Origin of the sequence: Nostoc sp., assembly GCF_036919555.1 — a bacterium.
In the GTDB taxonomy this organism is placed as follows: domain Bacteria; phylum Cyanobacteriota; class Cyanobacteriia; order Cyanobacteriales; family Nostocaceae; genus Nostoc.
Genome location: NZ_JBALCS010000043.1, coordinates 22,618 through 48,469 on the forward strand (window position 1 = coordinate 22,618; position 25,852 = coordinate 48,469).

The 25,852-nt window shown below is 41.5% G+C and carries 22 protein-coding genes, 4 tRNA genes and 1 pseudogene; 9 read left to right on the forward strand and 18 right to left on the reverse strand.

The window, feature by feature from the left end; all coding sequences use genetic code 11:
* Positions 1-12 precede the first annotated feature (12 nt).
* The 6 genes from V7K36_RS13045 to V7K36_RS13070 all read right to left on the reverse strand — a co-directional run bounded on the left by V7K36_RS13045 (position 13) and on the right by V7K36_RS13070 (position 8,215).
* Positions 13-2,364: an after-VIT domain-containing protein gene (locus tag V7K36_RS13045; RefSeq protein ID WP_335116289.1), complete on the reverse strand. Its 2,352-nt coding sequence runs from the start codon at positions 2,362-2,364 to the stop codon at positions 13-15.
* Positions 2,365-2,485: 121 nt separating this feature from the next.
* A complete protein-coding gene (locus tag V7K36_RS13050; RefSeq protein WP_335116291.1) occupies positions 2,486-3,550 on the reverse strand; it encodes a tetratricopeptide repeat protein in 1,065 nt (354 codons plus the stop codon).
* A gap of 64 nt (positions 3,551-3,614) precedes the next feature.
* Positions 3,615-4,364 carry a 16S rRNA (uracil(1498)-N(3))-methyltransferase gene (locus tag V7K36_RS13055; RefSeq protein ID WP_335116293.1) on the reverse strand — a complete coding sequence of 250 codons (750 nt, stop codon included), beginning with the start codon at positions 4,362-4,364 and terminating at the stop codon, positions 3,615-3,617.
* A 13-nt stretch (positions 4,365-4,377) separates the two neighbouring features.
* The gene (locus V7K36_RS13060; RefSeq protein ID WP_335116295.1) at positions 4,378-5,022 is read right to left on the reverse strand and encodes a Uma2 family endonuclease; all 645 of its coding nucleotides are present in this window, start codon (positions 5,020-5,022) and stop codon (positions 4,378-4,380) included.
* Between the two features lie 496 nt (positions 5,023-5,518).
* Positions 5,519-7,435: a sulfite reductase, ferredoxin dependent gene (sir, locus tag V7K36_RS13065; RefSeq protein ID WP_335116297.1), complete on the reverse strand. Its 1,917-nt coding sequence runs from the start codon at positions 7,433-7,435 to the stop codon at positions 5,519-5,521.
* Positions 7,436-7,675: 240 nt separating this feature from the next.
* Positions 7,676-8,215 carry an outer membrane beta-barrel protein gene (locus tag V7K36_RS13070; RefSeq protein ID WP_335116300.1) on the reverse strand — a complete coding sequence of 180 codons (540 nt, stop codon included), beginning with the start codon at positions 8,213-8,215 and terminating at the stop codon, positions 7,676-7,678.
* A 393-nt stretch (positions 8,216-8,608) separates the two neighbouring features.
* Here V7K36_RS13070 and V7K36_RS13075 point away from each other — a divergent pair, with 393 nt between their 5' ends.
* Entirely contained in the window at positions 8,609-9,550 is a 942-nt protein-coding gene (locus tag V7K36_RS13075; RefSeq protein ID WP_335116302.1) for an ADP-ribosylglycohydrolase family protein, read from the forward strand.
* A gap of 101 nt (positions 9,551-9,651) precedes the next feature.
* Here the strand turns inward: V7K36_RS13075 and V7K36_RS13080 are convergent, their stop codons facing one another.
* The 3 genes from V7K36_RS13080 to V7K36_RS13090 form a co-directional block, all read right to left on the reverse strand.
* Positions 9,652-10,650, reverse strand: a complete 999-nt coding sequence (locus V7K36_RS13080; RefSeq protein WP_335116304.1) for a transposase — start codon at positions 10,648-10,650, stop codon at positions 9,652-9,654.
* Positions 10,651-10,671: 21 nt separating this feature from the next.
* A complete protein-coding gene (locus tag V7K36_RS13085) occupies positions 10,672-11,523 on the reverse strand; it encodes a hypothetical protein (RefSeq protein WP_335116306.1) in 852 nt (283 codons plus the stop codon).
* Positions 11,524-11,663: 140 nt separating this feature from the next.
* The gene (locus V7K36_RS13090; protein ID WP_334826841.1) at positions 11,664-12,323 is read right to left on the reverse strand and encodes an Npun_F0813 family protein; all 660 of its coding nucleotides are present in this window, start codon (positions 12,321-12,323) and stop codon (positions 11,664-11,666) included.
* 357 nt (positions 12,324-12,680) lie between these two features.
* Here V7K36_RS13090 and V7K36_RS13095 point away from each other — a divergent pair.
* From V7K36_RS13095 to V7K36_RS13105, 3 genes and pseudogenes are all read left to right on the forward strand, one after another.
* A tRNA-Arg gene (locus V7K36_RS13095) sits at positions 12,681-12,753 on the forward strand.
* Between the two features lie 39 nt (positions 12,754-12,792).
* Positions 12,793-13,503: pseudogene (locus V7K36_RS13100) on the forward strand (group I intron-associated PD-(D/E)XK endonuclease).
* A gap of 244 nt (positions 13,504-13,747) precedes the next feature.
* Positions 13,748-13,891, forward strand: a complete 144-nt coding sequence (locus V7K36_RS13105; RefSeq protein WP_335116308.1) for a hypothetical protein — start codon at positions 13,748-13,750, stop codon at positions 13,889-13,891.
* 467 nt (positions 13,892-14,358) lie between these two features.
* Here the strand turns inward: V7K36_RS13105 and V7K36_RS13110 are convergent.
* The 3 genes from V7K36_RS13110 to nadA all read right to left on the reverse strand — a co-directional run bounded on the left by V7K36_RS13110 (position 14,359) and on the right by nadA (position 15,702).
* Positions 14,359-14,430, reverse strand: a tRNA-Thr gene (locus V7K36_RS13110).
* 87 nt (positions 14,431-14,517) lie between these two features.
* Positions 14,518-14,603, reverse strand: a tRNA-Tyr gene (locus tag V7K36_RS13115).
* A gap of 124 nt (positions 14,604-14,727) precedes the next feature.
* Positions 14,728-15,702, reverse strand: coding sequence for a quinolinate synthase NadA (gene nadA, locus V7K36_RS13120; RefSeq protein ID WP_335116310.1), 975 nt, complete (start codon positions 15,700-15,702; stop codon positions 14,728-14,730).
* A 149-nt stretch (positions 15,703-15,851) separates the two neighbouring features.
* Here nadA and V7K36_RS13125 point away from each other — a divergent pair, with 149 nt between their 5' ends.
* On the forward strand, positions 15,852-16,781 hold the full coding sequence (locus tag V7K36_RS13125) for a TIGR04168 family protein (RefSeq protein ID WP_335116312.1): 930 nt from the start codon (positions 15,852-15,854) through the stop codon (positions 16,779-16,781).
* 100 nt (positions 16,782-16,881) lie between these two features.
* Positions 16,882-16,966, forward strand: a tRNA-Ser gene (locus V7K36_RS13130).
* A 146-nt stretch (positions 16,967-17,112) separates the two neighbouring features.
* Here V7K36_RS13130 and V7K36_RS13135 read toward each other — a convergent pair.
* The 3 genes from V7K36_RS13135 to V7K36_RS13145 are packed head-to-tail and all read right to left on the reverse strand — an operon-like array spanning position 17,113 to position 20,803.
* Positions 17,113-18,261, reverse strand: coding sequence for a P-loop NTPase fold protein (locus V7K36_RS13135; RefSeq protein ID WP_335116314.1), 1,149 nt, complete (start codon positions 18,259-18,261; stop codon positions 17,113-17,115).
* Entirely contained in the window at positions 18,251-20,308 is a 2,058-nt protein-coding gene (locus V7K36_RS13140; protein WP_335116316.1) for a hypothetical protein, read from the reverse strand. Before V7K36_RS13140 ends, V7K36_RS13135 begins: the two co-directional genes overlap by 11 nt.
* A 12-nt stretch (positions 20,309-20,320) precedes the next feature.
* Positions 20,321-20,803 (reverse strand): hypothetical protein, encoded by a 483-nt coding sequence (locus V7K36_RS13145; RefSeq protein WP_335116318.1) that lies wholly within the window; start codon positions 20,801-20,803, stop codon positions 20,321-20,323.
* A gap of 210 nt (positions 20,804-21,013) precedes the next feature.
* Here V7K36_RS13145 and V7K36_RS13150 point away from each other — a divergent pair, with 210 nt between their 5' ends.
* From V7K36_RS13150 to V7K36_RS13160, 3 genes are all read left to right on the forward strand, one after another.
* The gene (locus V7K36_RS13150) at positions 21,014-21,223 is read left to right on the forward strand and encodes a FitA-like ribbon-helix-helix domain-containing protein (protein ID WP_335116320.1); all 210 of its coding nucleotides are present in this window, start codon (positions 21,014-21,016) and stop codon (positions 21,221-21,223) included.
* A 53-nt stretch (positions 21,224-21,276) separates the two neighbouring features.
* Complete coding sequence (locus V7K36_RS13155; protein WP_335116322.1) at positions 21,277-21,627, forward strand: type II toxin-antitoxin system VapC family toxin; 351 nt, start codon at positions 21,277-21,279, stop codon at positions 21,625-21,627.
* Positions 21,628-21,794: 167 nt separating this feature from the next.
* Positions 21,795-22,241 carry an acyl-CoA thioesterase gene (locus V7K36_RS13160; protein WP_335116324.1) on the forward strand — a complete coding sequence of 149 codons (447 nt, stop codon included), beginning with the start codon at positions 21,795-21,797 and terminating at the stop codon, positions 22,239-22,241.
* Here V7K36_RS13160 and V7K36_RS13165 read toward each other — a convergent pair.
* From V7K36_RS13165 to menA, 3 genes are read right to left on the reverse strand one after another with little or no spacing between them, the layout of a single operon-like run.
* The gene (locus tag V7K36_RS13165) at positions 22,234-23,619 is read right to left on the reverse strand and encodes a 2-succinylbenzoate--CoA ligase (protein ID WP_335116326.1); all 1,386 of its coding nucleotides are present in this window, start codon (positions 23,617-23,619) and stop codon (positions 22,234-22,236) included. The genes V7K36_RS13160 and V7K36_RS13165 overlap by 8 nt on opposite strands.
* Positions 23,604-24,614, reverse strand: coding sequence for an o-succinylbenzoate synthase (locus V7K36_RS13170; RefSeq protein WP_335116327.1), 1,011 nt, complete (start codon positions 24,612-24,614; stop codon positions 23,604-23,606). The genes V7K36_RS13165 and V7K36_RS13170 overlap by 16 nt, the downstream gene beginning before the upstream one ends.
* A 48-nt stretch (positions 24,615-24,662) precedes the next feature.
* Positions 24,663-25,559: a 2-carboxy-1,4-naphthoquinone phytyltransferase gene (menA, locus tag V7K36_RS13175; protein ID WP_335116328.1), complete on the reverse strand. Its 897-nt coding sequence runs from the start codon at positions 25,557-25,559 to the stop codon at positions 24,663-24,665.
* Positions 25,560-25,852: the final 293 nt, after the last annotated feature.

Sequence of the window (25,852 nt, forward strand, 5' to 3'; positions counted from 1 at the left end):
GATATCTAGAGATTAAACGTAAATATGCAAGGTTAAGATAACTTTGCCAGTTGTAGATGGAGGAACTCTCCAAAGTAGGAGCGATCGCTTAATTTTCTCCACTACAATTGCATCTTTTAGGGTTGAGGCTTTTTCATCCAAAACTACCCGTCCTACCCGACCTTTGTTAAGGGTGAACTCAAAGACGATTTCACCACTGAAGCCGGAAGGCAAGTTTAGTTGTTGAAGGTGTTTGGTTAGGTCAGCAATTCCTGTTTCATCTAAGCCGGTGACGCTGATTACTTCTAACTGATGGTTGATGGCTGCGTCTGATTTTTCACCTTCTTGCATATCCTGGGAATCAAAGCTATTAAAGCTCAAAGAGATATCGACTTCTTTCGCTACTGGAGATTGTGGCGATCGCTTTTGCCGGAGAAAATCTGGAGCTTCTGCTGAGGCTGGCGCTGCCGCCTTTAAGGTTGATATTTGAGGTGCAAAACCACCAGCAGGAAGACCACCAACCACTCCTTGGTAACTAACAGCTTCAGGCATTTCTACTGGCACTTGCATAGACATGTATTCGCTTCCTGGTTCAACCCGCACGTCATCACTGACAGCCACAAAAGCGGTGTATTTAGAAAGCAGTTGATAAGTTAAGGCGGTTTCTGTAACTGCTTCTACACCAGCTTTTGTTTCAAAGCTCACCATTTGATTCATCAAATCTTTGATGCAAGCACGTCCCCATAACTGCGCTACAGCAAGATTTCCTGTTTCCTCAAATATGAGGTTAAACCTTTTTTCGTAGTGCTTACCGCCTGCAGCAATACCGGAGAGTTGAAGATTACCGCTAGCTCTATCCTGTTTGCGACCAAACAAAACTAATGGTTGTTCGCTGAATAAATCAGGCGTTATGGCTGGGTAAATAACAGGCGATTCTGTGTCACCATCCCAAGAGATTTGAATATTTGTAAGTACAGGATTGTTGATTTGCCTGTAAAACTTTTCGGCAACTTCTTCTGTGGGTTCATCATGACGAATAATTCGGGATATTCCCCGGCCAATTTCGGCGATGCGATTCAGTAAAAAACGGTTAACTGAACTACCAGCACCGAAACTGTAAAGGCGATTTCCTGGTTGTAAGTGCTGTTGTACTTCTGCTAAAATCTCATTTTCGTTGCCGATGTATCCATCAGTTAGGAGTACAACACTCCGTAATCTTTCGGCTGGTGTGGGGAAATTTATGGCTGTACGAATGCCACTGAGCATTTCTGTGCTGCCAGCAGCTTGTAAATTGTTAATGTAAGCGATCGCTTGGGCACGATTTTCTGGTGTATTCGGCAGAGGTGTTGGCGACAACTGTCTGACAATATCGGAAAAATCGATAATTGTGAAAGTATCGTTGGGATTTAACCCATTGATAAATCGCCGCATCAATTCTTGACACTTCCACAACGGCTCGCCAGATTGGGAACCAGAAGTATCCACCAAAAATACCACATCTTTGGGGACAATTTGATCAGTGGAATATTCCAAAGCTGGAATCAGATATATTGCAAAATGTCCGCCGCGATCGTCGGCTTGAGTTAATACTGTGGATTGAGTTTCTTTACCAGAAATTTGATAGCGGAGAATTAAATCTTTGTTAGGAATTGTATCTTCTCCGGCTAATTGAATTCGCACAATTTGACCTGAGTGTTCAATTTTTAATTGATGTGAAGGAGAACGCACTTCAGAAATTGGTAAACCTGCATCAATTTCTACTGTGACATTAATATTGTGACGGGTTCGGGTTCCCTCTGGGACTACAGGCGGTGTAATGCGGGAAGCGTCAGGAACTTGGTCTGTATCACCGCTATCATCTATCCGCGTTCCTGGAATATATCTTGGCCCCACCACCATCGGAAAAACAAATTCGTAGTTTCCCGCCTCAAATTTTAAACTTTCGGTGTAACGAATTGTGACATCAATTTGTTCACCAGGTTTGATGTTAGCGAGAGATTGGGTAAAGATGTTGTCTCGTTGCTGTTCTAGAAGTCCAGCAGTGCGTCCTTCTTGTTTTGCTTTTTCGTAAATTGCTACAGCTTCTTCACGTTTTTTAATATTACCTTTGATAATGCGTACACCGGAGGGGTTGCCGAAGGCATCGCCTATTTTGATTTCCATGTCATCCACCGCCGCCTCATCGGGTAACGGAAAGATATACACTGCTTCTAAAGGCTGCGTGAACGGATTTTCAAAGCTTTGGATCACCTCAATTCGTGACAAGTTACCTGCAATTTTTGCTATAACTTCCGTATACTTGAGCGGAAAAACTAGCTGCTGTCCTTGAGGGGATTGGACGTACAAACCCCCTAACTGCTGATTTTTATTACTTACTGTATTCATAGATTTGATAGCTTTCTTTATGTGGAATATAAACCTAGACTAACCATATTTAGATTTTTTCAAAAATCCAATCCGATTGCTATAAAATTGTGATTCGCGTCATTTTATACTTGTCTATGAATTATTTAACCAACACCAGTCCACTATATAAATGAAAAGCTGAGTCCCAATTAGTCTGTTCCCTACGAAACAAATGAATGTGAGACTTGATATGACCCAGCATTTCTGTTTGATCTAATGTTGTATCTGCAAAGGACGTGAAATCTGACCAAATTTTGACTTGAGGTAGTTGCTGATCAATCCAATTCGATAAACTATTCCAATGAATTCTGATTGTATTTTGGCTACCTTGGGGAATGATTTCTAAACCTTGCTGGAATTCATAGCCGTTATCATCAAGTCGGAGAATGCAACGTCTACCAAGTAGGTGTAAATCACAAAACTGGGCATAGTCTTGTATTTGAGTTTTCCGTTCCAGTTTACCGCGCACGTCGAGGTCTACTACTTCCTCAAAAATGGGCAAGAGTCCCACTACTCTTGCTGTGATTTCTGACCATTCAAAGGTCAGAGTTCCGAGTTGATTTGCCTCGTTGCAGCAAACAATAGTAGCTTGTGGAGTAGATTCTTGGAAATATTTGACTTGATAAACTTGAATTTGCTGAATTTGAGCTATTGTTGCCCAAAAGCAGGGAATACCAGCCTGCTGTAGCTGTTCGCCATAAAATTTTAATTCTCCCACTTTTCCAGTGCGGTACAACCTCCAGCCACGACTTGGTAGTAGCAGCCGTGCAGTGTAGGGGTCTAGCTGCATAATCTGGGCAAATTTTCGAGATGCTTCTGTTTTCAGTTCGGTACTGAGTGGCTCCAAGATTAGTACGCCAAATTCGGTGTTATTTGGTTGGGCTATTGCTTGGGAAATGGCTCTTTGTCTTTCTTCTAGCTCCATTTCTTGTAGCCGTTGCAAACCTTGACGTGCAAGCGTCAATATTTTGGTATTCGTTGTATCTCGCAGTAGTTGGCGATAAATTTTTTCTGCATCTTGGCGCTTTTCAGATACTTCATGTAGCCGACCGAGATAATATTGTACCCAAGGATTTTCGGGCGATTCTTTTTGCAGCTGTTTGAGTAATTTAGCAGCTCTTTGATAGTCTTTATGGTCAAAGGCGATCGCAACTTGCTCAATCATTACTTTAAATGCACACTGGAGGAGTATCTCACGCCAAAGTCATTTTGCGTGAGCTATAAATCATTTATACTTCACAATTTGCGGTAATCAAGGATAATGCTACTACTGGGGCTGTAACTGCTCTCAGAATGCGCCGACCAAGGGAAACAGGTTGAAATCCAGATGACTTCGCACTCTCAATTTCTTGTGTTGTCCATCCTCCCTCTGGGCCAGTAGCAATGATAATTGTTTCTTGTCCTTTGTCATTTGTCATTTGTCCTTTGTGCTGTAAACAATCTTTTAAATGGGGAAACTCACCACGCGCCACACAGATATATTGCTGGCTGTTTGCAAATGACAAATGACTAATAACTAATGACAAACCCGTACTAAAAGCAACAGGCTCTAAAATTGTCGGCACAAAAGAGCGCTCTGATTGCTCGGCGGCTTCTGTGGCGATGCGCCGCCAGCGTTCGAGCTTTTGAGGACTAGGATGAAGCAAAGTCCGATCGCTCAATACTGGTGCAATACAAGCTACTCCCAACTCAGTACAACACCGTACAACTTCATCAAATCCATTACCTTTGGGCAACGCCACCATCAGCGTAATCGATACAGGTAATTCTGTTTCTACTGGCAGTGGTTCTAAAACCTTTGCTTGTTCCCCTGCGAGCTGCGCTAACCACCATTTTCCTTTACCATCCATTGCAATAAAGCGATCGCCTTCATGCAAGCGCAACACCCGCCCCAAATAATGTTGCTGTTCTTTGGTGAGCAAAATTTGCCCTTGTTGGAATTGGGAAGGTGCGATCGCAATTCTTTGCAGTTGAGACATTTTTCTTAATAAATTACTGTCCTGCTGTAGATATCTGCTGTCTAACCCAGGTACGGAAAGCACGAGTTGCTGCTATTTGTCTAACTTTCTTGCTTTCTTGGATAAATCGGGGAATCTCCGTCACCAGCACAGGCGCAAAAGTTGGACTGCGATCGCTCTGCGAGTATTGCCCACCATTGAGGGTGTAAACGCGCAACACATTTCCGTTATACCGCCAAAATTCTGGAACTCCCATTGAAGCATAAAGAGCCAATTTGTCTATCTTGGATCTGGAGTATTCTACTTCCAATACTAAGTCTGGTGGTGGGTCTGTACTCAGGTCAATATTTTCTTTGTTGCGGACTAACAATTCATTTTGAATGTAGTACCTACTGTCTGGCTCGGCTCCTCGTTCCAAATTATCTCGCGTCATAGTCAACGAGCCAGCGCTTTTAACTTCTAAACCAAATTTTTCACACAGCACCATAACAAAACCTTCAATTAGACGGTTTGAATTTTCGTGTGGCATCAACGGGGTGATAATTTCTACTATTCCGTTGTCATAAGCTAGCCTTTTATTTCGCTCACATCCCATATCTGCCAGCATGGCTTTGAATGTGTGCCAGCTAATGTTTTGCAGCACATCCCTAGTTTCTGCAAATTTTGCTGTTGTTACCATAGTTCAGTTTTCCTGTGGATGTGTTACCTAACTGCATTAGGATTTACACAAGATAAACACAGATGGATTTATCAAAACAGAATTCAGCAGTCAAGAGTCAGAATTCAGCAATGTTTTCTGACCGAAAAAGCGGATGAATAAATGGGTTTAATATCATGTCCGCTTGATTACTTATTAAACCCGAAGAACCCCACCCCGCCAAAACTATACTTTGTCTCTCCTCCCGAAGACCGGGGAGGGGTTGGGGGTGGGGTTCTTTTATTATGGGTAATTTGGCGGACATGATATAAGACCCCCACGAAATTGAAAATTTGGTGGTGCAACAATTCAGTGGCGGGTCTGAATCCCCCACTGATTACATTCTGACCAGAGCTAACGGAAACTTCTCCGGCTCCGCTCCTGAATTCTGACGCCTCGGCGGAGCGTCTCCGGCTCCGCTCCTGAATTCTTCTTCAACTGTGTCTATCTGTAATTTAATTATCTTCAATTTTTCAGCTTACGAAAGATTCTGGAAGTATGCCTCTAGCGCTTCACTCACCAACTCAGTCATCGGCTTACCTTGGTTTTGGGCTACTTCCTTTAACTTAGTATAAACCTCTGCTTTCAAATTCACCCGATGGCGTGATTTGCTTGCACTATTGGCTGTTTGGGGTTCGTAGGTCGCAGTAAATTCGCGGATGGCATCAAAACCAACGCGATCGCAAAAATCACCGAAGCTTTCCTTCGATTTCCGAGATTTCTTAAAGTAAACAAAAATCGGCTCTAGGAAGCTGTCTAAATCATTATGGTGCAGCTTTTCTGTGTAAGGTTGCGCCAGTCGCGTTTGATTTGGCGAACCCCCTAACCATAATTGGTAAGATTCTGGAGCGCTACCGACAAAGCCCAATTCTGCTAAGTAGGGACGAGCGCAACCGTTGGGGCATCCTGTCATTCTTACCACAAAATGCTCATTTTGTAAACCTATTTTATCTAACAGAGCGCGAACCCGCTCCAAAATCCCCGGTATTGCCCGTTCTGATTCTGTGATTGCCAAGCCGCAAGTGGGCAAAGCCGGACAAGCCATTGCATACCGCACTAAAGGTTCGATTTTACTAGGGTCGTCTCCGACACCGTGACGGCTGAGAATGTCTTGAATAGCTTGCTTGCTATCTGGTTCGATATCGTAAAAAATCAGGTTGTGGTTGGCTGTCAGGCGGATAGAGAAGTTGAACTGCTCGACAATTTCCCGCAAGGCGGTTTTCAGTTGAAACGAACCTTCATCCTTGATTCGACCATTGTCAATGGAAATTCCTAAGAATAGCTTGCCATCACCTTGTTCATTCCAGCCGAGGAAATCGTGATATTTGAATTTTGGTAGTGGTTTCGAGGCTTCAATTGATTTACCGAAATATTCTTCAACTTGGGTGCGGAATTTATCTACACCCCAATCGTTGATTAGATATTTTAATCTGGCATGACGACGATCGGTGCGATCGCCATAATCTCTCTGAGTAGCAACAATCGCTTTCACTATGTCGTAAACGTCATCCTTCGCCACATAACCGATGGGGTCTGCTAACCTAGCGAAAGTTTCTTCTTTACCGTGTGTTCTACCTAAACCACCACCAGCAAAAATATTAAATCCTTCTAATTGTCCCTTCTTATTAGTAATTACTACCAATGTCAGGTCTTGGGAATACAAATCAACCGAATTATCCCCTGGCACCGTCACGCAAATTTTGAACTTGCGGGGCATATAGTGCGTGCCATAAATCGGTTCTTCGTTGTCATGGATAATGGTGCCATTGCCATTGCGTTGTCGGGCTGCCTTCACCTCTGGGTTCTCTTCAGCACTAATTGCTTTTTCCCCATCTAACCAAATTTCGTAATAAGCACCGCTTTGGGCTGTCAGCAAGTCAGCAATATTCTGGGCATATTCCCAAGCATACTGATACTCTGGGCGATTCTTAAAGGGGGCTGGTGGTGCCATCACATTCCGGTTGATGTCACCGCAAGCTCCCAAAGTCGAACCCAGGTTGTTGACAATTGTGGCGATTGATGTCTTAAGATTCTTCTTTAAAATACCGTGCAGTTGGAAACCTTGACGGGTAGTTGCTCGTAACGTCTGGTTGCCATACTCATCAGCTATTTTATCTAAAGCCAGATACAGCTGCGGCGGCACCAAACCACCTGGATTTTTTGTCCGCAGCATAAACTGGTAATCTTTTTCCTGTCCCTTAGTGCGATTGTCGCGGTTATCTTGCTGGTAAGAACCGTGAAACTTTAATAGCTGCACCGCATTTTCGGTAAAATGGGTAGTCTCTTCAAGGATCTCACTTGCTACAGGTTCACGCAAAAAATTACTATTTTCCTTGATTCCTTCTACTTTGGAAGGCTTACGGCTAGCGATCGGGGAAGGAGCAGATTTAACCATTAGACTTGTATAGTATTCTCAATAAATCATTACGTAGATGCCGAATCAGCACCCTTCGGCTACTTGATCCCCGGTAATCCGGCCGGAATAAAGAGGAATATTTCAATTTTACCACGGCAAAAGCCGGCTTTGTCAGTAATGTAACACTTAACAAAACCAGCTTTTGGGAGTAGTGAGTTTTGAGTGTTGAGTCCTGAGTACTTAAGTAAAGTATAGAGTAACTTAGGACTCAATAATTTTTTATTTGAAGCGATAACCAATACCACCATTAATGCTAACAGCAGAAGCATCGCTATTTTGGTAAGCACCAAGTCCGACTTTGGCATTAGTATAGACGAGGAAATTGTTAGCAACTTCCGATTCAACACCAACACCTAGCACTACTGAATCTCTGTTACCTATGGGAGTTGGTGATCCATCTTTCTCTACAAAAGAATAACCACCAGTTAGATAGGCGTTAGTTCTATTAGCAATAGGCACATCCACAGAAAGTTCTGGGATGATGGCACTTGTCTGATCACTCCAGAGGACATTACCGCGTGCAGAAAAAGGCGTATTTCCTAATTTCATGCGGCCTGTTATATTACCACCAAATGTGGCATCATCGTTGATACCTTGTCCACCACTGGTAACGCCAGCTGCAACACCAGCACCAATATAACTAGCATCAGTACCCTTTTTGGTTTCAGCAAAAGCTTGACCAGCTGATAGAACAAGAGGAGCAACTATTAAGGAAGACAATGCATAAATTATCACGATATACTTGAATAAGCGCTTCATAATTTTTACAAAACTTTGTATTTTTTACTTGTATATTCTAGGTCGAAAATTGTGCGGTAATGTTTCAAATGATTCTCATATTTTCTGAAATTAGTGTTGCTATTGATGCAGAAAGCTTACAGGCTAACTATCCCTTGTAATAATAAATAAGCTGTTATAATTAAATTTAAATATCTTTTCATCCTCGTTCTTTATCTCCAGATAGACGCTTTTTAAACTGTCACAATATTTGGAACTTAAATTAAGTCGGTATCTGGTAAATAAAATACCCGATTAACAATTTTTCGTCGAGCTTTTTACATAGGAAGAAAAGTAGGCTGTAGCATCTGTTGCAACAAGCTATAGAGGGAATCTATAAAGTTAATTTTGAGCAGTTATCGTGGAGATTGAATAATGCTAACCGGTGCAAAAACGTTGTCTGGTTTGATGGGTTTATGTGTCGGTGATGCGTTGGGTGTGCCAGTGGAGTTTACTAGCCGTGCTGAACGAGTAAAATCTCCAGTGACAACGATGCTGGGTTATGGCACATGGAAGCAACCACCAGGAACTTGGTCAGATGATAGTTCGTTAAGCTTTTGCTTGGCAGAATGTCTTTGTAGAGGGTATTCGTTGGATGCTATAGCCAATTCCTTTTGGCGTTGGTACAAGGAAGCTTATTGGACTCCCCGTGGCGATGTCTTTGATATTGGTCAAACTACTCATACAGCAATTATGCGCCTGAAACAGGGAGTTGTTCCTCATCAGGCGGGTGGCAAGGTTGACAATAATAATGGCAATGGTTCGTTGATGAGAATCTTGCCGATGGCTTATTGTCACAGGAACTTAACTTTAGGTGAATTGCTGGCGCGGGTGCATGATGTTTCGGCGATTACTCATGGCCATGCGCGATCGCAGATGGCATGCGGCATTTATATTAGTATTGCAGTGGCGCTCTTGGAAGGGGCTGACCTGCAAACAGCTTATCTACAAGCATTGCAGGACATTCAAACAATTTATTCTGTTAGGGAATTTTTATTAGAGAAGCCGCATTTTGGCAGAGTTTTCAGTGGTGAGATTGCCAAGTTACCAGTAGAAGAGATTAATTCTGGTGGCTATGTGATTGATACCTTAGAGTCATCCCTGTGGTGTTTGTTAAATAGCTCGTCTTATTCTGAGGCGGTACTGAAAGCTATCAACTTAGGCGGAGATACCGATACTACCGCCGCCGTCACTGGTGGGTTAGCGGGAATTTATTACGGTGTGGAAAATATTCCTCAAAAATGGATGAACCAAATTGCTCGTAAACAAGACATTATTTACTTAGCAGAGCGTTTTACAAGGGCTGTCTACAGTTGAAGTTAGTGGGGAGTAGGGAGTGGGGACTGGGGACTGGGGAGATAAGGGGAATAACCAATGCCCAATGCCCAATGCCCAATGCCCCATGCCCAATACCCATCTTAAACAGTAGACAACGAATAAACCTGACCATCAATCAGCAGTCGCGTGATGCCCTTAGCTTGCAAATGAGTCCGAGCCTTATGGAGCATTTTACTATCAGGAACTTTAATCACACGATCGCGCTTCGTAGAAAAACGCTTGGCGACGCGATGGTTATCAAACACCGGCAGAGTTTTTTGCTGGGTTTCCAGACTGGGAATTTGCCCCAAGTCACCAAAGTCCTTCAGAGGTCGCGTAATTAATTCCGATGAACGGTCAATCACCAAATAGCAAGTTTTAGGCAAATTGGCTACAGACAGAGGTAAAACTTGAACTGATGCTTCACCTGGTCTTCGTTTTGTGACTAAAGGTCTTTGCTCATCCAGGTCATCATCATCAAAGTCTTCTTCCTCAAAGTCGTCATCTTCTAAATCATCATCTTCTAAATCGTCCAAATCCTCTGATTCGTCTAGCAAATCTTCGCCCAGCAGGTGCGCGATGACGGCCGCTCCTGGATGTTCATCCTTTAGCGGTGGGATAGGGATGCTGACTATTTCTGGCGGCTTTGGCTCTGGAGTTTCTAATTTCTCTGTGACTCGTAGCTTCGGTTTTTCCGCCGCCGAGGGACGTCGCCGCACCCGTCTACTAGCGGCGATTGACTCCGCCGTTTCCTCTGAGTAAAGCTCCTGTTCTACATGAATTACCCGACGTGTTAGTGGCTCAACCTTTGGCACTTCCAAGGGTTGGCTTTCGATGGGTGGAACTTCTATCTCCGGCTCTGGTTGAATCAGCAGAGGTAACTGCTCGTAGCTTACCTGCGCCCTTCCTTCAGGAGTTCTTGCAGCTCGCTTTAAAGAGACTAAGTATTCATACTCGTCTTCTGGCAAAGTGCTTTTGAGCAGGCGACTAATTGTCGAGTTACTCACACCATAGCGGTCTGCCAAAGTTGAGGTTGTTTCGGCAGTCTCTCGATATAACTTAAGAATTTCTTGCTTGTCAGAGTCTGTTAATTTTCTCACGGTAGATACCAAAAATCTTTACTAAGCTCGTTTCCGTCCGCCGGTACGCCGCGTTCGTCTTAGTGATGCGTCATATTCTAAGACAGCGCCCATGCCAAATAACACTCCACTAAACACCCAAAACACTTCTAATATCTCCCCACTTTGATAATTGGGGCCTTGGGCGTATTTAAACCACATATCTGCAATGTAGAGCGAAAAGGCCGCAGCTGCAATCATTCGCCAAGACTGGGAAACTCTTCCCCCCCAAAAGGCTAACAGCAGAGTGGTAGCAATAATTAACAAAACCACATCGCTAACTACGTAAAACCAGTTCAAAATAGCGATTAGCAGTACTGAGGGTGTTTCTTGTTGCATAGAAATCCACCATGCCAACAAACTACCGAACACTGCAATTCCTAACACAATTAGCCACTGCCATTTTTCCAGGTTGATTCGCCTGGAAGCCACAGCTAAAATCATGCCTGCGCCAAGTAATAGATAAGTCAGTACAAAAAATATATCGCCTACAGACACATCCGGTTCATCTTTTAAAACTATTTCGGTATAGCCAAAAATTATCCCCCCAACGAAATAGGAAAGCATACCTAAGCCTATTAAGAGCCAAACATTCCGTCCACTGACGATTTGCGGACTCAGCCAGTTCCTCAAGCATAAGATACTGGCACCCAAATAAGCTAAAGCTTCAAAAATATTTGTGCCAATCACATACCACTCGGCCCGGCTTTCTATGCCATCTGCTCCGGGAACTTTGGCACTAAACAACAAAAAGTATAGCAGTGCTAGTACGCCCCAGCCAATATTGGCTAAGACAATGTTCTGAGTAGTGAAAATTGATTTAGAAAGGAACGAATTCTCGTAAGAGTTATTCATAGGGCTTGACTATGTAGATGCACTCTGGCAGTATTTTGAGTTAAAGGACTGTATATCTAGCAGTGTGTCTGCCAGGTAATACACAATCGGACACCAAAAGCAAGTGCCAGTGGCAGGAATTTTGTTAAAGAATTTCCATGCTACTGCCATAGTTTACCCAGTGGCGATTGATTTAGCCAACTGATAAACAGCGAGCGCTCGCCTTCTGGCATATCTTCTAATTTATAAATCACTTGTTTGGTAAAATTGGCGTTGCCAAAATACGCCTTTCCTAATCGATGGAGTTCTTGTAAGAGGGTAACTACATGATTTTCTTGCCAATCAGGTATTTTGGCTATCGGCAAAGGATTCGTAGATACCAAATATTTAACCGCTTCTAGGGAAGATACTTGGGGAAATTGCTTCTGCTGTAATACTTGGGCAATATCTTTCTCAAATAATGCGGCTTGTTTAGCACCTAAAAACTCTTCAATGTCGATATAAACACCTTGCAACAGCAAAATACTGGCTTGGATTAAAATTCCTGTTTTCCCCTGACTACCTGTGTCACTACCCAGCTGCTCTAAACGGATTTTACCCCAGACGCTAAAGCGTTCCGGTTCCTCCAGTAAAACACAGGCTTTACCCCGGTTATCCGTTAATTCTCTCCATAAGGCTCTAGCTTCTTCTTCTTGACTAGCTTTGAAGATGCTAATCAAGCGAAAAGTCTGCCCTTGATAACTGAGAATCGGCACCTGCTGATCCTTTTTTGGGTGCTGAATGCTTGATATTTCAACATCCTGCCGTTTGAGAATAAACATGGCACTAGCAAATAACTCCTCACAGGGGCACTCTTAATATGGAATATATAATGGCATTTGGCAGCATCGCCAAGGCTGAAATTACCTAGCTTACTGTAAAAATGGGTCTAGCGATCGCCAGATACTTCCCGAAGGTAGCCGCCCAGAGGGCGTTGGCGCTAACGGGCAAATAGCCTCTTGAAAAGACAATATATCTAAACCAATACCCCATCTGTTTCGTTTTTAGTGTAAATTGACTAGCTAGCGACTAGCATCTTAGCCTTGCTAGTGGTAAATCTGCAATTTTCGATTGCTTCTTGATACGCCCAAACGATATAATAGTTTAGATGACTCCTTTGGGAGCCATGATTTTATTATGGGCGCGTAGCTCAGTGGATAGAGCAATTGCCTTCTAAGCAATCGGTCGCAGGTTCGAACCCTGCCGCGCTCGTTTTAACTCAATATGAACCCTCAAGCACCGTGAAGTGATATGATAATTTCTCCGTTTGAGGGTTCGCTATTGCTACATCATACCAAGAACAAAGGCGATATTGCTGCTACGAAAGCGATCGCCGATTTAACGCTTAAAGAGTATTTAGTCCTCACGCCACTTGTTTGTGAGCATTTACCTTTTGATTTTGTTGCTTACAAAGACGATAAATTTTACAAAATACAAGCTAAATACGCGGGAGATAATAGAGTAGTCAATAAAACTATTTGGTTAGATAAGAATGGTACTCATCAGAAAAAGTATAAAGTAAATGACTTTAACTTTTATGCTGTTTATCTGCCTGATATAGATAAAGTTGTTTATCCATCAATTAACTTTAAGGGTTGCTACATGACTACCCAGATACCTAATTCAGCTACAGCGTTTTACTGGTAGGAGGATTTTACAGATTTAACTGAAGCAGCGTCTAAGCGAACCTACAAAGATTTTGGCGTTGATTTAACAACCAGAAAAGTTAATCCCGACTCTAGAATTCATACCAGAAAAGTTGAAAGGCCATCAAAAGAAGAACTAGAAAAATTGGTGTGGGAAAAGCCAACTGCACAAATTGGGAGAGATTTTGGCGTGTCTGACAAGGCTATAGAAAAGTGGTGTAAAGCTTATGGGATAGAAAAGCCACCTAGAGGGTATTGGGTGAAGAAAGCTTATGGGAAAGTGGAAGGACAGTTAACAATCCATGACAAAGATTGAAACTTATTGAGTCTGCTCAAAAAAACTAAATAAATGAAAACTTTTTTATATACATCAGATATTCCATCTAATCGGAGTGAGGTTTTAGACTCCCTTAAGGGACTTGCGATACTTAATTTGACTAGATATAGTTGGGAGCCACCTGATAGGGCGGTTCTGGAATACGGCATTGAAGCAAAAGAAGTTTTTTCACTGACAGCTGGCTGTCTTATCATGAGCTTTGACTCAGGGCTAGTTATTGGATATGAGAAGTCAACCATCAAAAAACTCAGTTACTATCTGGGTTGAGAAAAACGAGGCTGGTGAAACAAGTGAAGAACTAGCTGAAGAAGATAACGAGCTTTATCCAGTAGATGCAACAGATGCAGTATACAGTAATAATTTTTGAGCTAGGTTTTTAGGACAATGTATATTAAATATAACTATTTTAAAAAGAAGCTACAGCAGCGCACTATACGCAGATATTGCAAATGAAATTGGATTACTGTTTGAGGTAGAAGATGCGAGTAGATTTATCCTTTCTCACGGACTAGATGACGATTCGGATGACTTTTCGGTAATTCAGGAATCACAGATTGATAATGAAATTCGTAATGATATCCAAGGACTTAGAGGAGAGAGTGAAAAAAGGGTATTGCTGAATAGTAGGATAAATGTCCCTATCTCTGTGCTTGTACTTAGCCAGTCTTTCATCTTTTGTTCTACTAACATGATACCCATTTGATACCCAAAATTTTGGATTCATAGTCAAATCATAGTCAAAATAGCAAACAAGGGATTCAATATTCTCATATTCAAATCCCTGTGCAAACCTGAAAGCCTTAATTTTGCGTGGATTATTTTGTTAATGTAAAAAGCCCGTGACGAGGATTGAACTCGTGACCTCACCCTTACCAAGGGTGTGCTCTACCACTGAGCCACACGGGCGAAATGTAATCTTGATTTTTCAGTTGTAAGTTACAATGCTGGGAGCTTTGCTCTTTACCCAGTCATTATAACCTATAACTTCGTAAGTGGTGGGCCGGGCTGGATTTGAACCAGCGTAGGCGCTAGCCAACGGATTTACAGTCCGTCTCCATTAACCACTCGGACACCGACCCAATTTGTCTCACGATTTAAAATCTTAGCACCACCTTTTATAAATAGCAAGTGGTTAGAAAAAATAACTTGTGGGTAGAGATCGCCACAAAACTGCGTCTCTACCATCTAGATAAAAAATACTAGTTACACGCTCATCTCCAGCATTCGTTGCATTGGTCGCAGTGCAGCAAGGCGGATATCCTCTGACATGGTAATTTCGGGAGTACGATTTTTCATTGCCCAATAGAGCTTTTCTAGGGTGTTTAACCGCATAAACGGACATTCGTTACAAGCGCAATTATTCATCGGCGGTGCAGGAATAAAATGCTTGTCAGGAGCTAGTTTTTGCATTTGGTGAATGATTCCTGCCTCCGTAGCAACGATAAATTCCTTGGTGGGGCTGTTTTGACAATACTTGAGTAAAGCTGCCGTGGAGCCAATAAAGCTGGCGTGGCGCAATACACTACTTTCACATTCTGGGTGTGCGATCGCCTCTGCTTCTGGGTGGGCAATTTTTAACTGAACAATTTTCTTTTCTGAAAAGGTTTCATGGACAACACAGCTACCTTGCCATAGCACTAAATCTCGTCCAGTCTGCTCCATGACATACCGCCCCAAATTCCGATCTGGGGCAAAAATAATCGGTTGTTCCTTCGGTATTTGCTGCACAATTTTCACAGCGTTGGAACTAGTGCAAATAATATCGCTCATCGCTTTAATATCAGCAGAGCAGTTGATGTAAGACACCACGAGATGATCTGGATGCGCTGCCTTAAAAGCTGCAAACGCCTCTGGTGGACAACTGTCGGCTAAAGAACAACCAGCATTCAAATCTGGTAAAAGTACTAATTTATCAGGATTAAGTATCTTTGCTGTTTCTGCCATGAAGTGAACACCAGCAAAGACGATCACATCCGCATTGGTTTTTTCGGCGGCTTTCGCCAGTTGTAATGAATCCCCAATAAAGTCGGCAATATCCTGAATATCTGGCTCTTGATAATAATGTGCCAGAATAACTGCGTTGAGTTCTTTTTTGAGACTCTCAATGGCGGCAAACAAATCTAGTGGTAGTTCACCCGGTTGGGTTTTTTCTCGTTGAGCTAGTGCAGTGGTAAACACAGTTAAGGGGTGCTTTAAGTTGCAAATTTATGTCCTGTGGAATCAATTATAGTAGTTTTTACCAAAAATAGTGGACGGTTGATATTTTGGGGTTGTGTCCAAATCGGGCTGAGTTTCATATCCTGGAGATAGACGGCAAGGAAAGTGGCATGACCAGTCAGAAAACTCAATCGATAAACCTCAAAATTGCTGTAATTGGAGATGTTCACGACCAATGGGAAGTGGAAGATGGTATTGCACTCAAGCATCTGGGTGTTGACTTAGCGTTGTTTGTTGGGGATTTTGGCAATGAATCGGTGGAAGTGGTCAGAGCGATCGCTTCTCTCGATATTCCCAAAGCAGCCGTGATGGGCAACCACGATGCTTGGTACACCGCCACCGAATGGGGACGCAAAAAGGCTCCTTATGACCGCTCTAAGGAAGACTGGGTACAGGAACAACTCGATTTATTAGGCGCGTCCCATGTCGGTTACGGTAAGTTGGATTTTCCCGCTTGGAATTTAACTGTAGTGGGGGGTCGTCCCTTTACCTGGGGTGGCCCAGAGTGGAAATTCGCGGAAATCTGTCAAGAACGTTACGGTGTGACGAGTTTGGAAGAATCTGCCGATCGCATCGTGAAAGCAGTTAAAAGCGCTGCTTACCAGACGATTATATTTTTGGGTCACAATGGGCCTAGTGGGCTAGGCGATCGCCCTGAAGACCCATGTGGGAAAGACTGGCACCCAATTGGCGGCGATTTTGGTGATCCAGATTTTGGCGAGGCGATTTCTCAAGCCTTGACTGCTGGTAAAACCATTCCCCTGGTGACATTTGGTCACATGCACCGAGATTTACGCCATACCAAAAAGGTGCAGCGCAAGCCCATCTTTAGAAGTCCAGAGGGGATAATTTACTTGAATGCAGCCACTGTGCCCAGGATTGTGGAAAATGACAGCGAAAAGTTGCGTAATTTTTCCATTGTCACCCTAGAGGCGGGTGTGGTTTCGCAAGTTTCCCTAGTTTGGGTAGGTAATGACTTCCAGGTGGCGGAGGAGGAAATTTTGTATGAGCGATCAAATCCAGTAGTGCAATCTGCGTAGATGATACGGTATAGTATTATCTGTCAGCTTTAGTGCTAACCAACAAAAGCGCCTAAATAGCGTCTGAAAGTAGGGTATGCACAAGTTTGACAGATTTACTGGAGAGGTGGCAGAGTGGTCGATTGCGTCCGACTTGAAATCGGATGAGGCTAAAACCTCCGGGAGTTCGAATCTCCCCCTCTCCGTTGGATAAAATTTACGTTTAGCAATGGTTCATAAATGAGTTAAGCCATTACCCAGATGCTCTGAAAATGGCTTAACTATATTTGGTGCTTGAATGTCTTTCTTGTTATGGAGTAATAATAGAACGTGCTATCTGAAAAACTATAGTTTATCGAGATGCTTCTATAGATTTATTAGCTTCCTCGTAGAGTGCATTTAAGTAATCACGCTGACGTACACCTTGAATATTAGTGCGCTGTTCTAACAACCGATAAAACACTAACCGAGCATCATTTTCACGCAATAGTACATCATTTCCAGCATGCAATTTTTGATCTCGTACAGATTTTATTGCTTCTCTTTTGGCAGATTCTAGGTAGAATTGGAATAATTTTACAGCTTCTTCATCATTTCTTATGGGGGAAAGAGGAACTTCATTAGCAAGACGACCTCTAATAGCTGGAAGCATCTCACGGTAACGATTAAGAGCATCTGTAGTTAGAGCAACCATTAAGAAAAGATATTTAGGTAGTGCATCAATTAAAGCTCGCAGAGCCGATAAATATCTTAAAACTATAGTTTTTGATAAGCTGAAATCTTGCTTTTCTAATTCATCTAGAAGAATAAAAATACCTTCTAGAGTTTTCATTTGTGAACCTAAATATACAATATCTCTTAATGCTCTTGTTTTTGCTTCTACAGTATCTAGACGAAAATTTACTCCGAGTTCAGTATGATGGTTTTTCCTTACAGGTAATCCTAAAAGCCATTGATATGCTAGAGATATACGCTCGTTTAGTTTTTCTTCTGACTTAACCTCTAATAAAGCCTTAAGCATTGTTTTAATTTCACTCATTCGCACAAATTCTAATAATTTATCAATATCCCCTATCTTTTGTTTTTCCTTAGCAAGTGCATCAATTGAACGACGTAAGTATTCTTCTCCTAAATTTTCAAATATAGATCTAATAAGTGGATCAAAAAATGGTTCTGGATCTGGAACGTATCTAATAACGAAAAAACCATGTGGAGAAAGTTTTTCACGCAAAGCATTTTCATACGCATTCAGAAGGTTAGTCTTACCAATTCCTTGGCTAGCAGTTATTGAAATTACATGAGACTTGCGATCTGAGTAAAATGTTTTTACCGCAGCATCAACTTGTTTATCTGCTTCTGTTGACATATGCGGATGACCACTGGTTTGTCCAGCACTGGGAAAAGGATTACTCAATACACCAAACTTTCTGTAGAGCAATTTGGGTTGCTCTTCTGGTGCGTTAGCAGTTGCCTCATCTGTAAATAGATTTTCAAGAGGCATTTTTAACTCCTTCTAGCTTGATACGTACAGCAGATGTACCAGGTATAAGAAAATCTCCATGATACAGATAAACTTTTTCTAACTGGGGAAGTCTGTCACTTGTCTTAATTATCCACAAATCGTGCTGTTCAAAACGAGTATCTGGAGTAGACCCTTCAGCATAGACATTCACTAAGTTTTGTTCTTGCGCTTCTTTCACCAATTTTCTAGCCAATATGGGATGAACAGCATATTTAATAGCTAGTTCTTCTAACCAGCGACCAGTAAGTATCCATTCTGTGTCTTCCTGTGAACGAATTAATTTATAAATCTCTACTGCTAAATTAGCAAAATTTAGTGAATTAGGTCTGTTATCAGTGGCAACAATTTTTTGATTTTGTATATTCAACCAAGCACAGGCTGCCTCACCAAGCTTGATGTAGGTTGGTTTCGCTTTATTTGAAATTGGTAATGTGCTATATTCAACAGTTTTACCTTGATTTACATAGTTACATAGTGCTTCAAATGATGGTATTTTTTTCAAGAAATATAAAATTTTAATATAATCTTCATTCAAGATACTTTGCCATAGAAACTTTAGTAATTCTGTACATACAATTTTATTATCATTAACCTCAACAAATTTTCCACTATGCAGAAAATTCTTATACAAACTATAGCGGGATTGATGTGTTAAACCCAATTTTTCTTGAGCCTCTTGATTAGTTAACTCTCCTTTGTCTACTAACATTTTCATTAGTAAGAACATCTGATCTGGACTAAATGCATATGCCTTAGCTATTGTTTCTATATTCTGGCTAGAAACTGGATCAGTCTGATCTTGGTTTTCTATGTCGGTTGATAGCGCAATGGAGGTATTATCTGTTATTGCAGAGGATGTTCCAGAGTTAAAATTTCCCCAAAGAAGATCATCTTTGGCGTGACGTGGTTGCCAAGTATATTCCCCACTAGGTATGCCCCATAGTTCTAATGACTCGTTAGTATTAGAATTTTTTAGGCGAAGGCATCCAAAAGATACGGCTAATTCCCAAAGGACATCTGTTAGTGGTACTGTATATATTTTTTGACTGAAAGGATGAAAAAGAGAGCCTGTAAGTTTTCTAGCATCAAATTTAGGAACAGAACGAGCTTGAAAAAAGAATACATCCATTCCTTCAGCCATCGTCATTCTAGCTAGACCTTGATCACTAGTAAGGAGGGCAAGCGGATGATCCGGTCGAACTAGGGTTTGAAAGCGTCGTGCAGTTTCTAAAATGAGACGATCAGCAAAACTTCTAGAAACGCTTTGTAAGCCTAAAGATTTATCTTCAGGATCTGGGCTTGATGTCACTATTCCACGTAGAGGATCAGCTCCTAAATCACCACGTTCTATTTCTGCATCTGAATGTAATTCTAGACGAAGTAGAGTTCTTTGCCCTCCTTGACTAAGAAGATGTTGACGAAGTGTTGCAGGGTTATTCTTGGTTTTGTTCTTATTTTCATTACTCCAGCGAATTTTAGAAAGATAATTATCTACTTGTGTAACTATTTCCATATGAACTATCGCTGGTACTTTAATTCTTACCCAAGGCGTAAGAAAGCGACATAAAAAATCAAGTCCTCCTTGGTGAACGGCTGATGTATCTGTAACAACTGTGATCGGCTTGTGTAAAGGTATTTTGGAAATAGTTTCAACATCAAAAATTGGTAAAAGTAGGAGAGTCCTCCGCAGTACATCCTGTAATCCTTCCCTAAAAGCTTTTTGAACAATAAAAATATCTTTCTTCTCTGGATTATCAAGAGCTTTAGTAATATTCTCATTGAGCTTTTCTAAGGATAGTAGTTGCCATTCAAAGCCACCAAATTTAGCAGCACAATACTCATCATATCTAGTCTCATTCTCAGTATATTTCCCTCCCGGTTGTAATGTAATAGTCCCAATATTTACCCATTTGTCACGCCCAAAACAAATATCTTCACCAATAAATATTTCAAATGGCTCTCCATTCTTACCTATTTGAGCGATATATTTTAGTGCATCTTCTTTACTGAGCAATTTTAATTCCATATGCTTATTTTTTTAATAAAGGGACACATTGACATCTGGAACATTAACAAACGTATCACATACCCACTGAATATGCTGGCGTAAGGACAAAAGTTGATGTTGACGAAGGTTGACACTATCATTATTAGATAAGCGTCCAAGCTGTTCTAAATCACTCCAAGATGATTCGTCGTTAGATAATATCTCGTCTATTACTTGGATAACTTGCTTAAACTGTTTAATACCACGTTCTTCTGGTTTTGTTGCTAGTGTAAAATTTTCAATTAATTCTTCCCTTAGTCGTTGAGTTTGCTCACTGCTAATCACTGAACCAAAGGGATCTCCAAATGGTTCCCAAGAATAAATTTCTTCTTGATAAAATGTCGGTTCAACTAAAGCACTTGTGTTGGTATCTAAGGATTTTTTTTCCCAGCGACAAGGTTGCCAAACAACAAGCTTTAATGGACTTGAACTATTGCTGCTCACAATAATTAATTCTCCAAAGTAATGATTCATGAATATTTAGATTAAATCTAACCGTCAAATTACTTTCCATTTATGAATTATAAGTTTTGAGGTCAAGTCAAAATTTAACTGATTTTTTTGGGTATTATAATCATAATTGCAACTTGGTTAAACTTTATCAAAAGAGAGATGCGATCGCTCCTCTCTTCCCATGCTTGCATCGTGCTAGCATAATAATCAATTCTACTTTCAGGTAAAGCGATGGCTACCCTTTATGTCAGAAATTTACCCGATGATTTGTATGCAAAACTGCAAGAGTTAGCGGCATCTGAACACCGTTCCATTAACGCCCAAGTTATAACTCTGTTAGAGCAAGCTTTGAATACGGAAACACAGCAAACGGAAGACGAAAGGCGAAAAAATGTCCCAAAACTTCTAGAGGAAATCCGCCTTCGTCGTGAGAGTCGCTAGACTGATGGCGAATGGCCTTATAGTACTGCGTTAATCCGAGAAGACCGAGACAGATGACTATCTTTCTCAGCTGTGTTGTAGACGCAAGTGTAGCTATTAAGCAATTTATACCAGACGATCCACTAACTCCGAAAGTTAATCAACTGTTTGCTCATCTTGCCAATCCCCAAACTGCAATCTTTGTCCCAGACCTGTTTTACATTGAGTGTGGCAACATCATTTGGAAGTATGTCCGCGCCAGACTTTATGCTATTGCTGATGTGCCAGCAGATTTAGCAACTCTCAAAAGCTTCCCTTTGCGTGTTGTCTCTACGGCTGACTTGATGGCGGATGCAGTTGCGATCGCATCAAATTATGGAATCTCCGCCTACGATGGCTCTTATGTTGCGCTTTCACAGCAGTAGATGCTACTTTGCTGACTCTCGACGGTAAGCTGGTAAAAGCTTTAGCAGCTTCGTCTTACAATGTTTCCTCGTTTAATGACTTCGAGGTTCCGCCGTTATAGTCAACATAATTACTAATTCGTAATTCGTAATTCGTAATTCGTAATTCAGTAATTCAATTGTCAAAAATGTCTTTTACTTATAACCGCACGGTTCGTTTTCAAAATACTGATGCTGCTGGGGTAGTTTATTTTGCTAACGTTTTGGGTATTTGCCATGAAGCTTATGAAGAATCTCTGGAAGCATCAAGTATTAATCTCAAAGATTTTTTTACTAATCCATCTGTAGCTTTCCCCATTGTTCATGCTAGTGTCGATTTTTTGCGCCCTATGTTTGTAGGGGACAAGTTACTGATTAGTTTAATTCCCCAAAAAATAGGTGGTGATAAGTTTGAAATTAGTTACGAAATTACTGTGGCTGAGGTGGTAGTTGCTAAGGCTATTACTAGGCATGTTTGTATTGATGCAAGTAGTAGAAGTAAGCAGGAATTACCTGAAGAGATAATCCAGTGGTTGGAAACGAACCACAGAGACGCAGAGAGCGCAGAGAGAAGAAAGTCGAGAGAGATTATGTGATGGAATTTTGAAGGAATTCTGTGGCTATTTGCTGTAACTGTTGGCGGTTAATTTTACCTTGGGAGTTACGGGGTAAGTTTTGCTGGGAAATCCAATATTTTGGGATTTTAAATTTGCTGAGTTTGTCTTTGAGTAGAGTTTGGATTTTTAAGGGAGAGGTATTTGATTGTTTGGGAATGTAAATCGCTATTAAGGCTTGTCCCCAGTGTTTATCTGAGATGCCGATGACACAAATATCAGCAACCATTTGAGTTGCTTGTATAGCTGATTCAATCTCTGCTGGGTAAATATTTTCTCCACCTGTAATAATTTTGTCGCTGTTACGTCCGACAATATTTAAATGACCTTGGTTATCTAAAAAACCTAAATCATCTACTTGAAAAGTATCCTGATTTTTTCTGATTATTGGATAGTAACCAAGAGCTAGAGATTGAGCATGAATGGTGAGATTTCCGATTTTATTTGAATTTAAAATTTCGCCTTGCTGATTGCGAATAGTTACTTTGGCATGAGGAAGAATTTGACCACTGCTAATTTTACCGCCAAGAAAATCATCTGGTTTGAGAGTAGCAATTTGAGAGGCGGTTTCTGTCATACCATAGGTTGGTGCTAACCGGATGCGATGAAATCTGGCTTTTTCTAGTAGTTCGTTCCATGCTGGCGCACCTCCCAAAAGTACAGTATTAAATTGGGATAGCCATTGAGTTAATTCTGGATTTTGTAGGAGGCGTTGTAACTGTGTTGGTACTAAAGATATGAAAAATTCTGATTTTTTAAAATTCAATATTTGATTAGATTCTACTGCTTTAAATAGTTGAATAGCTAGTTTACCTCCGGTGGTGAAAGAGCGCATAAATTGCATTAAACCACTAACGTGATATAACGGCAATATGCAAAATGAATTTACTTGCTTGATTTGAAAGTATTCTGTAAATCCTTGTACTGATGCTATGAGAGTTTCCCAAGTATGGATGGCAAATTTAATCTGCCCCGAGGAACCACCTGTGGGAATCATTATGAGTGGGGAGTGGGGAGTGGGGAGTTGGGAGTGGGGGAGTAGGAGAGTGGGAGTGTGGAGGAGTTCTCCCAAAATAATGTCTGGCTGTACTAAATCAAAGACTTGTTGCCATTCTTGTGTTCCCCAGTCGGGGTTACAAAGAAAAACTGGACAATTAGCTGCACAAGCGGCAATAAAACTTGCTAGAAACCGTAATGGTTCGCGTTCAGCTAAGATGATTTTTGGTGGTGTTCCACATGCTGATATCTGTGTTAGTTCTAAATACAATTCTTGAGCTATTTGATTAAATTGATGGCTGTTGTAACCGATAAGCCAATCATTTTGAGCCAGGTTATTAAAACAGTCTAAAGGTCGTTCCATAAAGTTTGAAACCACGTTTCTTCTTGTTCAAAAAAATGGTCGATGCCAAAACCAACTGCTCTATTGTTTCGGGATAATTCCGCCGCGAGTTGGAGTGCTACAAGTCTACCGATCGCAGTTTCAAATACTGATGAAAATACAGTATCAATTTTATGCTGGTAGCAGAACTTTCTCAGACGAGATGGTGATCCAACTATCCCAGGCTTAATCACAAAAATCCCTCGCCAACCTTGTTGATGACAGGCGGCGAGTTGCCCAAGTGTGGCGACAGATTCATCTAAAGCGATCGCAGTTTCATAACTCGTACTCAATTTCAACATCCCTTGAAATTGCTCAACGGGTAGCGGTTGTTCGATAAATTCAATTTCTAGAGGTATTTCTGGATTTGCTTTGAGATTGTCGCAAGTCCACAGCCATAAGTTAGCTTCCTCATAGCTAAGTCCACCGTTGGCATCTAATCGCAGTTTGGTAAAGGCTGGTAAGGTGTGTATCAGTGACTCAAAAATTTTTAGTTCATGGGCGATCGCATACACACCAATTTTCCATTTAAACGTGCGATATCCTCGCTTCCATAGGGTTTCCCATTGATTTAAAGCTGCTTCCCCAGCTGGTAATAAGCCACTGTAGGGGAGCAGTGAGGAGTTAGGAGTTAGGAGTGAGGAGTTAAGAGTTATGAAATTATTTTCTTCATCTCCCCCAGTCCCCATTTCCCACGCTGACTCAAAGCCAAATTGACAAGCAGGTAACTCATCTGGGATTGAAAAAATCGTGTCGTCTGTGATTTCTGCTGGGAGTTGGCGACAAAAATCTAAGGCTTGTTCTAGGGTTTCGGAACCAAACCAGCTAATGGGGGCGATTTCTCCCCAGCCAACTTTACCTGATTCATCGGTGAGACGGAGGATAATGCCCTCACGAATATCCCAGTTCCCATGATTGGTGGTGAGCGATCGCAAAAATCTTCGCCGATAAGGACGAAATTCAAATCTGTAAGTCATTAGTCAAGATTTATTAGTTATTCTCCCTCTGCTCCAATGCCCAATGCCTTAAAGCATAAATCCCAAACCGAACAACAAACAACTCCAGAAATGCACGGCTACGGCGATGAATTTACAGTTACTAACTTTGTCCGGCTGGTTGTGATTTTCTTGGACGTGGCGACATAATTTGAAGGCAAAGGGTAAACTCACCCAACTCAGCAATGTCCAAGGTGGAGAAATTCCCCACAGCACAAACAGCAAGGTGAGGGGATAAATGCTACCAGTAAACCAAACGAGGAGTTGAGCGCCTTTTTGGGTTCCTAGACGGACGATAGGCGATCGCTTGCCTGCCGCTATGTCATCCTTAACTTGGTGAAAGTGTGAGCAAAACAAAATTAAGGTTGTGGCAATCCCAACAATCACTGAAGCTGCTAAACTTGTCATTGACCAAGTTTGGGTTTGGCTGTAATATGCTGCCTCCACTGCTAAAGGGCCGAAGGCAAAAAAGCAAAGAATCTCGCCTAAACCCTGATATCCTAAGCGAAAGGGAGGCCCTTGGTACATATAACCTAAACCGCAGCAGAGCAAAATTATACCGATAACAGTTAAGTCTTGTTGCCAAAAGGCGATCGCTACTATGCCCAGCAACCCCAAACTTAAACACAAATTTCCTATCCAAAATATTAATGGCTTATTACCTGTTAAGTTCACCAAAGAATGGTGCTTATTTTGATCAATACCTGTTTCGGAATCAAAGACATCATTAGTGATATTTTCCCAGGCAAGAATTAAGATTGCCGCAGTTACAAAAGTAGAAAATACTACACCGTTTAAAACTTTAGTTTCGGCAAATGCTACTGCTGTTCCTACCCAAATGGGCATAATGGCAACGCTATACATTGGCGGTTTAATCGCTGCCATCCATAACTTAGTGTTGGGATATAAAATCTGCTTGGTAGTCATCAGTGGTGATTAATTAAATTGCTGGAATATTACTCACACTTGAGATTTTATGATGTAAAGAGATGCTAGATATTCATCACCTAAAAACAACTGCCACTTTTACTGTAGCTGGTTAATCTTGCGTTGTTAACACTCCACCCTCACGGTTGCAGCCCAAGGCTGGAACTGACTTGTCAGGGTCTAGGAACACCACGAACAAGGCAAATCCTACGCTGGTGAAATGATAACTTAATATGTTACCTGTAGAAATACGACCACGATTAATTAGACTTTAGGAAGTTAACTTAAAAAAA

Excerpts from the sequence above, each read along its gene's own strand:
- V7K36_RS13045 (WP_335116289.1), bottom strand. The coding sequence starts at position 2,364 with ATGAATACAGTAAGTAATAAAAATCAGCAGTTAGGGGGTTTGTACGTC.
- V7K36_RS13050 (WP_335116291.1), bottom strand. The coding sequence starts at position 3,550 with ATGATTGAGCAAGTTGCGATCGCCTTTGACCATAAAGACTATCAAAGA.
- V7K36_RS13055 (WP_335116293.1), bottom strand. The coding sequence starts at position 4,364 with ATGTCTCAACTGCAAAGAATTGCGATCGCACCTTCCCAATTCCAACAA.
- V7K36_RS13060 (WP_335116295.1), bottom strand. The coding sequence starts at position 5,022 with ATGGTAACAACAGCAAAATTTGCAGAAACTAGGGATGTGCTGCAAAAC.
- sir (WP_335116297.1), bottom strand. The coding sequence starts at position 7,435 with ATGGTTAAATCTGCTCCTTCCCCGATCGCTAGCCGTAAGCCTTCCAAA.
- V7K36_RS13070 (WP_335116300.1), bottom strand. The coding sequence starts at position 8,215 with ATGAAGCGCTTATTCAAGTATATCGTGATAATTTATGCATTGTCTTCC.
- V7K36_RS13075 (WP_335116302.1), top strand. The coding sequence starts at position 8,609 with ATGCTAACCGGTGCAAAAACGTTGTCTGGTTTGATGGGTTTATGTGTC.
- V7K36_RS13085 (WP_335116306.1), bottom strand. The coding sequence starts at position 11,523 with ATGAATAACTCTTACGAGAATTCGTTCCTTTCTAAATCAATTTTCACT.
- V7K36_RS13090 (WP_334826841.1), bottom strand. The coding sequence starts at position 12,323 with ATGTTTATTCTCAAACGGCAGGATGTTGAAATATCAAGCATTCAGCAC.
- V7K36_RS13105 (WP_335116308.1), top strand. The coding sequence starts at position 13,748 with ATGAGAAGTCAACCATCAAAAAACTCAGTTACTATCTGGGTTGAGAAA.
- V7K36_RS13125 (WP_335116312.1), top strand. The coding sequence starts at position 15,852 with ATGACCAGTCAGAAAACTCAATCGATAAACCTCAAAATTGCTGTAATT.
- V7K36_RS13135 (WP_335116314.1), bottom strand. The coding sequence starts at position 18,261 with ATGCCTCTTGAAAATCTATTTACAGATGAGGCAACTGCTAACGCACCA.
- V7K36_RS13140 (WP_335116316.1), bottom strand. The coding sequence starts at position 20,308 with ATGGAATTAAAATTGCTCAGTAAAGAAGATGCACTAAAATATATCGCT.
- V7K36_RS13145 (WP_335116318.1), bottom strand. The coding sequence starts at position 20,803 with ATGAATCATTACTTTGGAGAATTAATTATTGTGAGCAGCAATAGTTCA.
- V7K36_RS13150 (WP_335116320.1), top strand. The coding sequence starts at position 21,014 with ATGGCTACCCTTTATGTCAGAAATTTACCCGATGATTTGTATGCAAAA.
- V7K36_RS13155 (WP_335116322.1), top strand. The coding sequence starts at position 21,277 with ATGACTATCTTTCTCAGCTGTGTTGTAGACGCAAGTGTAGCTATTAAG.
- V7K36_RS13160 (WP_335116324.1), top strand. The coding sequence starts at position 21,795 with ATGTCTTTTACTTATAACCGCACGGTTCGTTTTCAAAATACTGATGCT.
- V7K36_RS13165 (WP_335116326.1), bottom strand. The coding sequence starts at position 23,619 with ATGGAACGACCTTTAGACTGTTTTAATAACCTGGCTCAAAATGATTGG.
- V7K36_RS13170 (WP_335116327.1), bottom strand. The coding sequence starts at position 24,614 with ATGACTTACAGATTTGAATTTCGTCCTTATCGGCGAAGATTTTTGCGA.
- menA (WP_335116328.1), bottom strand. The coding sequence starts at position 25,559 with ATGACTACCAAGCAGATTTTATATCCCAACACTAAGTTATGGATGGCA.